The organism is Bradyrhizobium sp. UFLA03-84 (genome assembly GCF_002289535.1).
GTDB classification, from domain to species: Bacteria; Pseudomonadota; Alphaproteobacteria; order Rhizobiales; family Xanthobacteraceae; genus Bradyrhizobium; species Bradyrhizobium viridifuturi.
Genome location: NZ_NSJY01000013.1, coordinates 795536 through 809994, shown reverse-complemented (window position 1 = coordinate 809994; position 14459 = coordinate 795536). Strand labels below are relative to the sequence as shown.

The window sequence follows — 14459 nt, the reverse complement described above, 5'->3', positions numbered from 1 at the left end:
GCGCATCGCCGAGAAGGAGCGGATCGGATGGCTGGTGCAGATAGCGTCGAAAAACTGGAGGATGTGATCGTCCGTTCGGCCGAGCAGGTCGCGGGCCAGATCAAGGCCGCCAAGGAAGCGGTGTCCACGGTCATCTTTGGCCAGGACCAGGTGATCGAGAACACGCTGGTGACGATCCTGTCCGGCGGCCACGCGCTCCTGATCGGCGTGCCCGGCCTCGCCAAGACCAAGCTTGTCGAGACGCTCGGCGTCACGCTCGGACTCGACGCCAAGCGCATCCAGTTCACGCCCGACCTGATGCCGTCGGACATCCTCGGCGCCGAGGTGCTCGACGAGAGCTCCACCGGCAAGCGTTCATTCCGCTTCATCTCGGGCCCGGTGTTCGCGCAGCTCTTGATGGCCGACGAGATCAACCGCGCCAGCCCGCGCACACAGTCGGCATTGCTGCAAGCCATGCAGGAGCAGCACATCACCATTGCCGGTGCGCGGCATGATCTACCGAAGCCGTTCCACGTGCTCGCGACGCAGAATCCGCTCGAGCAGGAAGGCACCTATCCGCTGCCCGAAGCGCAGCTCGACCGCTTCCTGATGGAAATCGACGTCGACTATCCCGATCGCGACGCGGAGCGGCGCATCCTGTTCGAAACCACCGGCGCCGAAGAGGCAACCGCCAAACCGTCGATGGATGCGGAGACGCTGCTCACGGCACAACGACTGGTGCGACGCCTGCCGGTCGGCGATTCCGTGGTCGAAGCGATCCTGACGCTGGTGCGTGCCGCGCGCCCCGGCACCGAGGGTGGCGAGGCCGGCAAGCTGATCGCGTGGGGACCCGGTCCCCGCGCCAGCCAGGCGTTGATGCTGGCGGTTCGCGCCCGCGCGCTGCTCGACGGCAGGCTCGCGCCGTCGATCGACGACGTGCTCGATCTCGCCGAGCCCGTGCTCAAGCACCGCATGGCGCTGACCTTCTCGGCGCGCGCCGAGGGCCGCACCATTCCGGATGTGATCAAGCAATTGAAGACGCGGATCGGTTGATGGCGGCTGACAACAGGCACCAGAACGAGGAGATCCTGGCGGTCCGACGTGCAGATGGCGAAAGCCGATCGCTCGCCGCGTCGCTGCCGCGCCTGGTGCTTGAGGCCCGCCGTGTTGCGGCCAACGTCATCCATGGCCTGCACGGCCGCCGCCGCGCCGGCTCGGGCGAGAATTTCTGGCAGTACCGCCGCTTCGTCTCCGGCGAGCCGTCGCAGCGCGTCGATTGGCGCCGCTCGGCACGCGACGACCATCTCTATGTACGCGAGCAGGAATGGGAAGCCGCGCACACCGTGTGGATCTGGGCCGACCGGTCGCCGTCGATGGCGTTTGCCTCACGCGATGCGCGCGACAGCAAGCTGGAGCGCGGACTGATCGTCGCCTTCGCACTTGCCGAGTTGCTCGTGGCCGGCGGAGAGCGCGTCGGCATTCCCGGCCTGATGACCCCGACCGCAAGCCTCAACGTGATCGACAAGATGGCGGAAGCGATCTTGCACGACGAGACGACGCGCGCGAGCCTGCCGCCGTCCTTCGTGCCGTCGTCGCTGGCCGAAGTCGTCGTGCTGTCGGATTTCTGGTCGCCGATAGCTGAGATCACGACGATGCTTGCCGGGCTTTCCTCCTCCGGCGCGCACGGCACGATGCTCCAAATCGTCGATCCCGCCGAAGAGACCTTCCCCTATTCCGGCCGTGTCGAATTCGTCGAGCCCGAGGCCGGCAGCGTCATCACCGCGGGCCGGGCCGAGAGCTGGGCCAGCGACTATGTCGCGCGCGTCGCGCTGCATCGCGAGCAGATCCGCGCCGAGACCGGCCGGCTCGACTGGCTGTTCTCGACCCACACCACCAGCCGCTCCGCGGCCGAGCTGCTGTTGTTCCTGCACGCCGGCATGATGGTGAACAAGGGCGGCGGCCGGTCAACCGTCAAGGCGGGACGCAGCGCATGATCGCAGGCCTCCCCCTCTCCTTCGCCGAACCGCTGCTGCTGCTGGGGCTGGTCAGCCTGCCGGTGCTGTGGTGGCTGCTGCGCGTGATGCCGCCGCGGCCGCGCCGGGTCGAATTCCCGCCGACGCGGCTATTGTTCGACATCGCGCCCAAGGAGGAGACGCCATCGCGGACGCCATGGTGGCTGACGCTGCTCAGGCTCGCCGCCGCCGCGCTCGTCATTTTCGCCGCCGCCGGGCCGATCTGGAATCCGCAAACCGGCGTTGCCGCGGGCAAGCAGCCGCTGGTGATCCTGCTCGACGACGGCTGGAGCGCGGCTTCGAGCTGGGATGCGCGGATCAAGGCCGCCGACGAGCTGGTCACCAATGCCGACAGCGACCGCCGCGGCGTCGCGCTGGTGCCGCTGTCCGAGCCGACGCGCGACATCACGCTGATGCCGGCTGGCGCCGCGCGCGTCGCGCTGCGCCAGCTTACGCCGAAGCCCTACTCGATCGATCGCGTTGAAACCCTCGCGACGCTGGAACGCTTCCTCAAGTCCACCGGCGACTGCGACATCGCCTGGCTGTCCGACGGTGTCGACACCGGCCGCGGCAGCGAATTCACCGAAGGCCTCGGCAAGGTGATCGAGAATCGCAATCTGACGATCTATGCCGGCGGCGCGCAATCGGCGCAGGCGCTGGTCGCGGCCGAGAACGCCGCCGCCAAGATGACCGTGAAGGTGCTGCGCACCGAGAGCGGCATCGCGGCCGGCACGGTGCGCGCGGTCGACGCCAAGGGCTCGCCGATCGGCGAGGCCCGCTACAGTTTCGGCCCGCAGGACCGCGAGACCGAAGCCGCCTTCGACCTTCCGGTCGAATTGCGCAACGACATCGCGCGGCTCGAGATCGCCGGCGAACATTCGGCCGGCGCCGTGCAGCTGCTCGACCGGCGCTGGCGCCGCCGCGCCATCGGCGTGGTCTCGGGCGCGAGCAACGACACCGCCCAGCCGCTGCTGGCCTCGACCTTCTATCTCTCCCGCGCGCTGTCGCCCTTCGCCGATGTCAGGCTCGGCGATCGCGGTGCACCGCAGCAGGTGATCGGGCAATTCCTCGATCAGCGGCTGCCGATGATCGTGATGGCCGATGTCGGCACGCTGTCGCCGGAGATCCGCGACCGGCTCAACGCCTGGATCGAGCAAGGCGGCGTGCTGGTGCGCTTTGCCGGCCCACGCCTGGCGCAGGCCGATGACGACCTCGTTCCCGTCAAGCTGCGCCGCGGCGGACGCACGCTCGGCGGCAGCCTGACCTGGGAGAAGCCGCAACACATGGCCTCATTCGCTGCCGATGGTCCGTTCGCGGGCCTCACCGTGCCGAAGGACATCACCGTGAACCGCCAAGTGCTGGCCGAGCCCGACGCCGTGCTCGCGACCAAGAGCTGGGCCTCGCTGGAGGACGGCACGCCGCTCGTCACCGGCGAGCATCGCGGCAAGGGCGTGGTCAGCCTGTTCCATGTCGGCGCCGACATGCGCTGGTCGGACCTGCCGATGTCAGGCACCTTCGTCGAGATGCTGCGCCGGCTGATCGATATGTCCGGCTACACCTCGAAGCCCGGCCCTGGCGTCGCCAGCGATCCCAATGCCGAGACGGTTGCGCCGCTGCGCACGCTCGATGGCTTCGGCGCCTTCGGCCCGCCGCCCTCGACCGCCAAGCCGATGTCGGCGGACTATCGCGACCGCGGCACCGCGGACCATCCGCCCGGCTTCTACGGCACCGCCGAGAGCCCGATCGCAGTCAACACGCTGGCCTCTGCCGACCGCATCGCGCCGCTGGACATCTCCGGCCTGCGTGCCAAGCATGCGACCTACACCAACGCCGAGCCGCGGGACCTGCGCGGCATCATGCTGTCGACGGCGCTGGCACTGTTCCTGCTCGACGCCATCGTGGTGGCGATGCTCGGCGGCGGCCTCGCCGCGCTGATCCGACGGCGCGCCGCGCCCGCGGTGCTTGCGCTGGCGTTCGCCCTTGCGACGACGATGGTGCCCTCGCCGAGCCGTGCGCAGAACAGCAGCAGCGACGACTTCGCCATCAAGGCGGTGTCGCAGACGCGGCTCGCTTATGTGGTGACCGGCAATGCCGACGTCGATTCCATCGTCAAGGCCGGGATGTCCGGACTGACGCTGTTCCTCGGCCAGCGCACGGCGCTGGAGGCCGGCGATCCCGTCGGCATCGATCCCGCGCGCGACGAGCTGGCGTTCTTTCCGCTGATCTATTGGCCGATCGTGCCGGGCGCGCCGAAGCCGCCGCAGGACGCCATCAACAAAATCGACGCCTACATGAAGCAGGGCGGCACCGTGCTGTTCGACACCCGCGACGCCATCGAGGCGCCGCCGGGCGACAATGGCGCGTCGCAGACACCGGGCATGCAGACGCTGCGCGAATTGCTGTCGACCCTCGACGTGCCCGAGCTCGAGCCGGTGCCGCGCGAACACGTGCTGACCAAGACGTTCTATCTGCTGCGCGACTTCCCCGGCCGCTTCAACTCGGGCCAGACCTGGGTCGAGGCACTGCCGCGCGAGGACGATGAAGAAGCAGCGCAGCGCCCGGCGCGCGGCGGCGACGGCGTCTCGCCGATCATCATCACCTCGAACGATCTCGCCGGCGCCTGGGCGATCCGCCCCGACGGCCAGCCGATGCTGCCGCTGACGCCGGGCGAACCGCGCCAGCGCGAATTCGCTTTCCGCGCCGGCGTCAACATCGTGATGTACACGCTGACGGGCAACTACAAGGCCGACCAGGTGCACGCACCTGCCCTGATCGAGCGGCTGGGACAATGATATGAACTACGGTATCGCGTTCACACCGCTAGTTCCTTCGCTCGTGCTGTGGATCGCGCTCGGCGCGATCGTCGTCATCGCGGCATTGCTGCTGCTGTCGCGCGCACGCGGCGCCGCGGTGCGTGTCGCCGCGCTGGCGCTGATCCTGCTCGCGCTTGCCAATCCCTCCTTTACCCGCGAGGACCGCGAGCCGTTGACTTCGGTCGCAGCCGTCGTGGTCGACAAGAGCCCGAGCCAGAATTTCGGCACGCGCAACCAGGAGACCGACAAGGCTCGCCAGGCGCTGGTCGACAGCCTGAAGCAGATCAAGGGCCTCGAGGTCCGCGTCGTCGAGGCCGGCCAGGCCGACGGCGAAACCGACGGCACCAAGCTGTTCGGCGCGCTGACGTCGGCGCTGTCGGACGTGCCGGTCGAGCGCGTCGCCGGCGCGTTCATGATCACCGACGGCCGGGTGCACGATATTCCCGCCAACACCCAGGCGCTCGGCTTCCAGGCGCCGGTGCACGCCTTGATCACCGGCCGCAAGGACGAACGCGACCGCCGCATCGCAATCACGGCGGCGCCGCGCTTCGGCATCGTCGGCCAGACCCAGACCATCACCTACCGGCTCGACGATCAGGGCGTCACCGGCGAGCGCGCCAAGGTCACGGTCCGGCGCGACGGCGAGGTGATCAACGAGCGCACGCTGACCTCCGGTCAGACCTCCAGTGTCGATATCGACATCAAGCATGCCGGTCCAAACATCGTCGAGATCGAGGCCTCGCCGCTCGAGAACGAGCTGACCCCGGTCAACAACCGCGCTGTGGTCGCGATCGACGGCGTGCGCGACAAGCTGCGCGTGCTGCTGGTGTCCGGCGAGCCGCATGCCGGCGAGCGCACCTGGCGCAACCTCCTGAAGTCCGACCCCAGTGTCGATCTCGTGCACTTCACGATTCTAAGGCCGCCGGAGAAGCAAGACGGCACGCCGATCAACGAGCTGTCGCTGATCGCGTTTCCGACCCGTGAGCTGTTCCAGCAGAAGATCAACGAATTCCAGTTGATCATCTTCGACCGCTACGCCCGCCAGGGCGTGCTGCCGATCGCCTATTTCGACAACATCGCGCGCTATGTCCGTTCCGGCGGCGCGGTGCTGGTGTCGGCCGGTCCCGACTACGCCTCGACCACCAGCATCTGGCGCACGCCGCTGGATTCGGTGCTGCCGGCCGAGCCGGTCGGCGTCACCGAGAAGCCGTTCTATGCGCATTTGAGCGATGCCGGAAAACGCCACCCGGTGACGCGCGGGCTGGAAGGTTCGAATGCCGAGCCGCCGCATTGGAGCCGATTCTTCCGCACCGTCGACACCCGCAACGCGATCAACCCGCCGGTCATGACCGGCGCCGACGGCAAACCGCTGCTGCTGCTGTCGCGGTTCGGCGAAGGCCGCGTCGCGCTGCTGCTGTCCGACCAGATCTGGCTGTGGGCGCGCGGCTATGAAGGCGGCGGCCCGCACCTCGATCTGCTGCGGCGAGTGTCGCACTGGCTGATGAAGCAGCCCGACCTCGACGAAGAGGCGCTGCGCATGCAGGTGCAGGGCAAGGACCTCATGGTGGTGCGCCAGACCATGGCCGACACCGTCGCGCCGGTCACCGTAACGTCGCCGAGCGGCGCCACGCATGAACTGACCTTGACCGCCGGCGATCCCGGCGAGTGGCGCGCGACCCTGCCCGCGAACGAGCTCGGCCTGTGGCAGGCCACCGACGGCACGCTGAAGGCACTGATCAATGTCGGCCCGACCAACCCGAGGGAATTCTCGGAAGTCACTTCGACCACCGACATGCTGAAGCCGCTGGCGCAAGCGACCGGCGGCGACGCACGGCGCATCGTCGACGGGTCGAGCCTCGACATGCCGCGCATCGTGCCGGTGCGCGCATCCTCGATCTTCCGCGGCGACAACTGGCTCGGCGTCAAGATGCGCGACGCCAGCGTGGTCAAGGGCGTCGGCGTGCTGCCGATGTTCGCGGGCCTGGTCGGCCTGCTGCTGCTGCTCGGCGGATTTGCCGCAACCTGGCTGCGTGAGGGACGTTGAGCCCGGCCGGGCTCGCGTGGGCGTTGCGTCAAACACACACACCGGCAACACATCGACACAGTGTGTCCGAAGGTTGGTTGACATCTCGGCTGCCCTCCGATGTTATAATGTAACATCGGAGGGCCGGGGAATGAGCGCCGTGCCGATGGGTGGGGCTCAATCGGCATGAACTGGTTCCGAAGACGCATCAAGACTGGCTCGCGGCTGGCGCTGTTCGCGCTCGCCGTCCAGTTCGTGCTGTCGTTCGGGCACTTCCATCCCATTGCGGCCGCGCAAGCCGCACCCGCCGTCCAGAGCGGCCTGTCGCTGCTCGATCTTGCCTATATCGGGACCTCGGCAACGCCTGATCTCGCGGTCCAGGTGACCGGGACCGAGCCGCCGGCCCGGCACGACAACGACCGGCACCATCCCGCCGATAATTGCGCGATCTGCACCGTCATCTCGCTCGCGAGCAGCGTGCTGTTCACGGCGCCGCCGGTGCTGTTGCTGCCGGAAGCCGTCGAGCTTCTGTTCCGCACCACCAATGCCGAATTCGTCCATCTGAAGTCGGCGCCTGCGGCCTTCCGCTCCCGCGCACCTCCTGTGTCCTGACATCGACTGATTGCTGCACGCCCTGAGCGGACGGCCGCGTCACAGTTGCGGCCTCCCGCCGGGCAAATCGGGATCGATCCGTCGTTTCGACGGGGCTGGACAGCACTTCCAGCACTTGGACCAGGACAATGACACTTCAGAAGATACGAGCACTCCACATCGGAGGCGCGAGCTGGCTGCTGCTCGGCGCAATGCATGGCAGCGCGCTGGCCGACGACACGCCGACGCAACTCCCTGACATCACCGTGACGGCGCCAAGCCCGATCCAGCGGCACCGCACCGTGCCAACGCGCACGCCGACCCGCGCTGTCCGGGCTGCACCAGGCCGCAACAGCGAACGCGCCGCGGCGGTGCAACCGGCGCCCGCCGCGGCGGCGCCGGCACCACAGCAGGGCGTGCTCCCCGTCGTCACCGACCAGTTCGCGACCGTCACCGTGGTGCCGAGCGAGGAACTGCGCCGTTCCGGCGGCGCCACGCTCGGCGATCTCCTGTTCTCGAAGCCCGGCATCACCGGTTCGAGCTTCGCGCCCGGCGCATCGAGCCGGCCGATCATCCGCGGCCTCGACGTCAACCGCGTCGGCATCGTCGAGAACGGTCTCGGCGGCGGCGGCGTGTCGGATCTCGGCGAGGATCACTTCGTGCCGATCGATCCGTTCTCGACCAACCAGATCGAGGTGGTGCGGGGGCCTGCGGCGCTGCGCTACGGCTCGACCTCGATCGGCGGTGTGGTGAGCGCGTCCAACAACCGGATTCCCGACGCGATGCCGACCTGCGCAGCGGCACCGTTCCAGAGCTATGGGCTACCGGTGACGGCGCCGCTAGCCGACGCCGGCGGCCCGGGTTGCCTCAATGTCGAGACCCGCACGTCGGTGAGCTCGGTCAATCGTGGCGTCGAAGGCGGCATGCTGCTCGACGCCGGTGGCAACAATGTCGCCGTGCATGCCGACGTCTATGGCCGCACCACGAGCGACTACAGCATTCCGAGCTATCCGTATCTGTTCGACCAGACCCGGCCGGTGAACGGCCGCCAGCCGAACTCCGCAACGCAGTCGGACGGCGCCTCGGTCGGCGCGTCGTATTTTTTCCAGGGCGGCTATGTCGGCGCGTCGATCACCCAGAACGACTCGCTCTACCACATCCCAGGCATTGACGGCTCCGACCACAAGACCCGGATCGATGCGCACCAGACCAAGATCGCGGTCAAGGGCGAGTACCGGCCCGATGCTGCCGCGATCGACGCAGTGCGATTCTGGGTCGGTGCGACCGACTATCGCCACAACGAGCTCGGCCTTGCCGACCCAACCGATCTGTTCAGCGACGGCGTGCGCCAGACCTTCACCAGCAAGGAGCAGGAGGCCCGCGTCGAGGTGCAGATGATGCCGTTCAACGCGCGCTTCGCCACCGTGACGACTGCGTTCGGCCTGCAGGGCGGGCACCAGGAGTTAACCGCGCCGAGCCCGGACGATCCGGGCGCGCTGTTCAACGGCCTGTGGAGCCCGAACAACAACAACCGCGTCGCGGGTTACGTCTTCAACGAGTTCAAGTTCACGGACCAGACCAAGGCGCAAATCGCCGGCCGCATCGAGCATGTCGAGTTGCACGGATCGACGCCGGATTTCCCGGCGGACTTCCTGCCCGACGGCGCGCCGCAGAGCGCGGTGTCGCGCAATCCGTCCTACACGCCGGTCAGCGGCAGCGTCGGGCTGATCCAGAACCTGCCCGGCGACCTCGTCGGCAGCATCACCGCGCAATATGTCGAGCGCGCGCCGAAGCCCGCCGAGCTGTTCTCGCGCGGCGCGCATGACGCCACCGCGACCTTCGATATCGGCAATCCGAACCTGACCATCGAGACCGCGAAATCGGTCGAGATCGGCCTGCGCAAGGCGACCGGACCGTTCCGTTTCGAGGCCACCGCCTACTACACCCGTTTCAGCAATTTCATCTATCGCCGCCTGACCGGGGTGATGTGCGGTGAGGATTTCGATTCCTGCGGCAATGGCGATCCTACCAACGAAGGCCGCCAGGCGGTTTATTCGCAGCGCGATGCGATCTTCCGCGGCGCCGAATTCCAGAGCCAGCTCGATATCGGCGCGCTCAATGGCGGCATCTGGGGCATCGAGAACCAGTTCGATGTGGTGCGCGCCACCTTCACCGACGGCAGCAACGTGCCGCGGATTCCGCCGGTGCGCCTCGGTGGCGGCGTCTACTGGCGCGACAGCAACTGGTTCACCCGCGTCAACCTGGTGCACGCATTCGCACAGAACGACATCGCCGTGATCGGCGAGACCCCGACCGCAGGCTACAATCTGCTGAACGCGGAGATCACCTACAACACCAAGCTCAATCAATCGTGGATCGGCGCGCGCGAGATGACGCTCGGTCTGGTCGGCAACAATCTGCTCAACCAGAACATCCGCAACTCCGTCTCCTACACCAAGGACGAGGTGCTGATGCCGGGCCTCGGCGTGCGGGCTTTTGCCAATCTGAAGTTCTGAGACAAGCGTATCCCTCTGCCGTCAGCGGCAGAGGGATCGTGCTCTTATGCCAGCGCCGTTCAATGCCCGACGACGACTTCGCTGATCTGAATCACCGGCTGCAGGTCGGTGTAGTTCGGAATGTCGCCCAAGATCTCCGGGGCGTGCTTGCCCATTGCGGCGCCAAAGGCTTCGACCGAGTCGCAGAAAATGTGGCACATCCCGACATAGGTGGCGGGCGTTCCCGGGGCGCCACCGGCGAGACCCTTGTCGACCGTGTAGTATTTGCAGGCGTCGCCGAGCCGCGCCTTCACCAGCGGCATGTGCTTGTCGCGATAATAGTCGTGGTCAAAGCGTGCGCCTGGATTGTTCGGATACATCACACTGACCTTGATCATGGCGCGCACTCTCCCTGTTGATATGACATGCGCCGGTCTTGTCCCGGCGCTTGCCTCAACTGTGCGTCAGATTGCCGGAGGGCGCAACCGTTCCGGCAATGGCTCGCGCGGATGTCAGATCGCCTTGCTCCAGTCCGGCTGGATCGGCCCCGACACGCCCTCGAAAGCGCCGTCGACCAGTTCCAAGACAAGCAGGCGACTGTAGTCGACCGGGCCGGGCATCGTCATCCGCCCCTTCGGGACCGGCTTGAAGCCGACCCGCGCGTAGTACGGTTCGTCACCGACCAGCACGATCAGCCGATGGCCCTTGGCGCGGGCGTCATTGATCGCACGCTCGAGCAGCGCGCGGCCGACGCCGCGGCTGCGGAACGGCGGCTCGACCGTCAACGGCCCGAGCATCAGCGCCGGCGTATCGCCAATGCAGATCGGCAGCTGGCGCACCGAACCGACCAGCAAGGTGCCGATCCGCGCGGTGAAGGAGACATCGAGCAGATGATCGACATGCTCGCGCAGCCGGTAGGCACTGAGCGCGAAGCGGCCCGGCCCGAAGGTACGCTCATGCAGGCGCTCGATCGCCTGGGCGTCTTTCGGGGTCTCGGGCAGGATGGTCAGGGACAGTTCGGTCATTGTGGGGCGCGGGATAGCATCTGGCGCGGGCGCGGTCCATCACCGCCATGTCGCCGGCGGCGGCCGGCCCTCGAGCACCTCCGCAATCCGCAGCCGCGTGCCGGGGGTGGTGTCCTCCGGCAGTGCGGTCGGATCGAAGAAGCCGCAGGCCACGATCTCGCGATTCGGCTCCGGCAGCCGGTCCTGCCGGTAGTTCCGGACGACATAGACCGCGACATGATCGCGCGGCGAGACGTGGCTGTTGTGAAAGACGCCGTGCAGCACCGGCTCGCCGGTGAGCTCGATCCGCCCCTCCTCCTCCAGTTCGCGCCGCAGCGACTCGATAAAACTTTCGCCAACCTCGACCCCGCCGCCGGGCAGGTACCAGCCATGGACATAGCTGTGCTTGACCAGGAACACCTTGTTGTCGGCGTCGAGCACGACGGCGCGGACCCCGAGCGTCATGCTGCGGACCAGCCGCCAGTAGAAATGAAATACCCACCTGATCTGCGGCTCGTAGCGCTTGCGTAAATCGAGCAGGACCGTCACTGAACCCTCGACATCATGCTGTTTGATCCGTGCCTTGATCCTTGCTTTGATCCTTGCGCGCCTGCACAGCTCTTGCCAATACAGGGCAGGACGTTCGGGATAGCACGACATGACCGGCTGCCGGCCACTTTTCACCGACAATCCGAAGGGAATCGCGTGATGGCGGCGTTCCGCCTCGCACATCTGTCGGATCCGCATCTGCCGCCGCTGCCGGCCGCGCGGCTGCGCGATCTCGCCGGCAAGCGCGCCTTTGGCTACCTGAACTGGACGCGCAACCGTCACAAATATCACCGCCGCGACGTGCTCGATGCGCTGGTGTCGGACATGCAGGCGCAGCAACCGGACCATGTCGCTGTCACCGGCGACCTCGTCAACCTGGCGCTGGATGCCGAATTCAATCCGGCCCGGCAATGGCTGGAGGGCGTCGGCGGCGCTGCCGACGTCACCGTGGTCCCCGGCAATCACGACGCCTATGTGCGCGCGACCCGGCATCGCTTCGTCAGTCATTTCGGCGACTATCTGCGCGGCGACGCGGATGGCGCAGCGACGCATTTTCCGTTCGTGCGCCGCCGCGGCCCGGTGGCGCTGATCGGCGTCTCCTCGGCGGTGCCGACGCCGCCGCTGATGGCGACCGGCTGGCTCGGCCATGCCCAGCTCGACGCGCTGGAGACGATCCTCGCGCAGCTATCGCAGGAGGATGCCTTCCGCGTCCTCCTGGTGCATCACCCGCTACACTCCGACGGGCGCGCCAAGCGGCTGACCGATTCGCATCATCTCTTGGCGCTGCTCAAGCGGCACGGCGTCGAGCTGGTGCTGCACGGCCACGACCACATCCATTCGACGATGTGGTTCGACGGCCCCGAGCGCAAGATTCCGGCAATCGGCGTGCCGTCGGCATCGGCGCTGGCGCGCAAGCACTATCCGGCGGCGGCCTACAATCTGTTCTCGATCGAGCGCGACGGCAACGCCTGGCGCTGCGAGCAGATCGTGCGCGGCCTCGGCAACCACGAGGGTATTCGCGAGCTCAAGCAAGTGCGGTTGTCCTGAAGCGCGAGTTGAATCGTTCTCTCTCTGGCGTCTTGTTTGAGCATGATCTTTTCGGAAAACCGCTCCGCACTTTTCCGGATTATGCTCTAATCCCCGCCTCCGCCGCCGCCACAACCACCGCCGCAGCCGCCTCCGCTGTCGCCGCCACCTCCACCGTCGCCACCACCTCCGTCACCGCCGCCATGGCTGCCCCCGTCGCCGCCATGGCTTCCGTCGCTGCCGGCATCGCCAAAACCCGCCGACGATCCGTCGATCGAGGAGTCGGCGAAATCGCCGCCGCAATAGGGACTGCTGCCGGCAATGCCGCTGCGCCGCAGCGCCTCGCAGTCGGTGTGATAGATGAAGCCGTTCGCGATGTTCAGCTTGGCGTCGAGCGCAAACAGCAAAGGCAGCCGCGTCGGCCTGACCGGATCGATGTTCTCGTATTTGCAGCAGTACCACCAGACCCGCCGCAGCCCCTCATTGCTCCGGCGCTGCTCCTTCACCAGCACGACGGCGGGCCTGTGATGCAGGAAGCCGCCGAAGGCGCGGCGGCAGAACGCATCATATTCGCGGGTGTAGAGAATGAATTCGTGCCAGAGGTCGTCGGCCGCCTGCGACGGCATCGAGACGAAGCGCTTGCCGCTCATCAGATAGGCGAGGAAGAACTGCCGCAGGCCGCGCGAGACCAGCGCGCTGTCCTTGCGGGTGAATCCGGGGTGATGCTTCTCGAGCCGGGCCAATAGCCCCGCCGGCCATTTGAAGGTGCGGATATATTCGGCGCGCCGCAGCGTCTGCCATTTGCCGAACAGCACGGCGCTGCCGATCACGGCGCCTGCCGCCAGCACGCCGAAGAATGCCGAGGCGGGTGTTATGACCAAATTGCCCCCCGCTGGTCGGCGACTAGAAGTTTTGCACGCTCGCCAGCATCGCGAGGCCGAACAGCGCGAGCGCTCCCAGGATGAAGCCAAGCACGAACATGCCGAACCCGCCGCGGCGTTTCGGCGGCGCCACCGGTGCAGGCGGCGGCGCCGGCGGCTCGGCAACCGGAAGCGGCGTTGCCACCATCGCATGCTCGCGCTCGATCATGCGGCGTGCGACGTAATCGGTGACGGCATCGACGATCACGGCCACGTCGTGTGATTCGGCGAGCACGATGCGGCCGAACCGCGTGTCCTGCACGAAACGGTAGATCCGCTTGTCACGGCCCATCAGTACATGCGCGACCACGTCGATCCAGAGCCGCGGCGTCTCGCCCTGGCTGATGCCGCGGTCGAACAGATCGACCTTCTCCGGCACCTGTGCGAACAGCGGATCGAGCGCGTCGTTGAGGATCTCGAGCCGCGCCACTTCGGCATCGCGCAGTTCGACGACGACGCCGGTGCGATCGGCCGCCTCGATCCGCGCCCGCCGCAGCGCCTCTCGCAGTGTCGGCCGCATCTCGCGCGCCTCGCTGCCGGTGTTCTGCGGATCGGACATGCCTTGCGGTCTCGTGGTGACGGGTTTGCTTACCGATTAACCTATCAGCAACCATGACGTCCGCAAAGGACGTTGGTTCCCAAGCACTTAGGCTTCCACTTATCCCTAGATCAAAAACCCATGCGGTGTCCCAAAAGCGGTCGGCCCCACCCGGATGAACCGGATGGGGCCGCCGTCCTTGGACGTTTCTTAGCTCTGATAACTCTGGCGCTCAGGCCGAAACCCGCGACGGCTCCTCGACGATCGAGAAGCGCACGCCGGCCTTGTGGCGGCTCTCTTCCGAGACTTCCTTCCAGCACTCTTCGGCTTCCTTGCGGGTCTTGAACGGACCGCGGACCTGGGCGGAGCCTTCGACGAGCTTGTGGAAGTTCATCGACCCGAACTCGCCGCCGATCACCCAGAAATTGCTGCCTTTGCTCATCGTCAGTCTCCTCTAAAAATCGGGCCGCCTTTGCCCGGCCGCCTGAAACCTGATCCTCGCGACCTGC

General features: G+C 67.0%; 13 protein-coding genes. 7 read left to right on the top strand and 6 right to left on the bottom strand.

All coding sequences use genetic code 11. The features are described from left to right. The first annotated feature begins 27 nt into the window (after positions 1–27). From CK489_RS17905 to CK489_RS17880, 6 genes are all read left to right on the top strand, one after another. Positions 28–1032, top strand: coding sequence for an AAA family ATPase (locus CK489_RS17905; protein WP_050627202.1), 1005 nt, complete (start codon positions 28–30; stop codon positions 1030–1032). After that, positions 1032–1973 (top strand): DUF58 domain-containing protein, encoded by a 942-nt coding sequence (locus tag CK489_RS17900; protein WP_095733160.1) that lies wholly within the window; start codon positions 1032–1034, stop codon positions 1971–1973. The genes CK489_RS17905 and CK489_RS17900 overlap by 1 nt, the downstream gene beginning before the upstream one ends. After that, entirely contained in the window at positions 1973–4783 is a 2811-nt protein-coding gene (locus tag CK489_RS17895; RefSeq protein ID WP_095733690.1) for a DUF4159 domain-containing protein, read from the top strand. Before CK489_RS17900 ends, CK489_RS17895 begins: the two co-directional genes overlap by 1 nt. Position 4784: 1 nt before the next feature. After that, positions 4785–6848, top strand: coding sequence for a hypothetical protein (locus tag CK489_RS17890; RefSeq protein ID WP_095733159.1), 2064 nt, complete (start codon positions 4785–4787; stop codon positions 6846–6848). 165 nt (positions 6849–7013) lie between these two features. Further along, the gene (locus tag CK489_RS17885) at positions 7014–7439 is read left to right on the top strand and encodes a DUF2946 family protein (protein WP_095733158.1); all 426 of its coding nucleotides are present in this window, start codon (positions 7014–7016) and stop codon (positions 7437–7439) included. Positions 7440–7567: 128 nt separating this feature from the next. Beyond that, positions 7568–9934 carry a TonB-dependent receptor gene (locus tag CK489_RS17880; RefSeq protein ID WP_095733157.1) on the top strand — a complete coding sequence of 789 codons (2367 nt, stop codon included), beginning with the start codon at positions 7568–7570 and terminating at the stop codon, positions 9932–9934. A gap of 59 nt (positions 9935–9993) precedes the next feature. On the opposite strand, the gene CK489_RS17875 is transcribed toward CK489_RS17880, so the two are convergent. From CK489_RS17875 to CK489_RS17865, 3 genes are all read right to left on the bottom strand, one after another. Then, positions 9994–10311: an EthD family reductase gene (locus CK489_RS17875; protein ID WP_050627199.1), complete on the bottom strand. Its 318-nt coding sequence runs from the start codon at positions 10309–10311 to the stop codon at positions 9994–9996. Between the two features lie 114 nt (positions 10312–10425). Next, entirely contained in the window at positions 10426–10938 is a 513-nt protein-coding gene (locus CK489_RS17870; protein WP_095733156.1) for a GNAT family N-acetyltransferase, read from the bottom strand. A 39-nt stretch (positions 10939–10977) separates the two neighbouring features. Further along, complete coding sequence (locus tag CK489_RS17865) at positions 10978–11382, bottom strand: NUDIX domain-containing protein (RefSeq protein WP_430649153.1); 405 nt, start codon at positions 11380–11382, stop codon at positions 10978–10980. A gap of 243 nt (positions 11383–11625) precedes the next feature. Here CK489_RS17865 and CK489_RS17860 point away from each other — a divergent pair, with 243 nt between their 5' ends. Continuing rightward, positions 11626–12513 carry a metallophosphoesterase family protein gene (locus CK489_RS17860; protein WP_050627198.1) on the top strand — a complete coding sequence of 296 codons (888 nt, stop codon included), beginning with the start codon at positions 11626–11628 and terminating at the stop codon, positions 12511–12513. 86 nt (positions 12514–12599) lie between these two features. Here the strand turns inward: CK489_RS17860 and CK489_RS41770 are convergent, their stop codons facing one another. From CK489_RS41770 to CK489_RS17845, 3 genes are all read right to left on the bottom strand, one after another. Then, a complete protein-coding gene (locus tag CK489_RS41770) occupies positions 12600–13373 on the bottom strand; it encodes a glycine-rich domain-containing protein (protein ID WP_198960950.1) in 774 nt (257 codons plus the stop codon). A gap of 22 nt (positions 13374–13395) precedes the next feature. Then, positions 13396–13971, bottom strand: coding sequence for a hypothetical protein (locus CK489_RS17850; protein ID WP_050627197.1), 576 nt, complete (start codon positions 13969–13971; stop codon positions 13396–13398). Between the two features lie 211 nt (positions 13972–14182). Continuing rightward, positions 14183–14392, bottom strand: coding sequence for a DUF4170 domain-containing protein (locus tag CK489_RS17845; protein WP_016839740.1), 210 nt, complete (start codon positions 14390–14392; stop codon positions 14183–14185). Between the last annotated feature and the right edge of the window lie 67 nt (positions 14393–14459).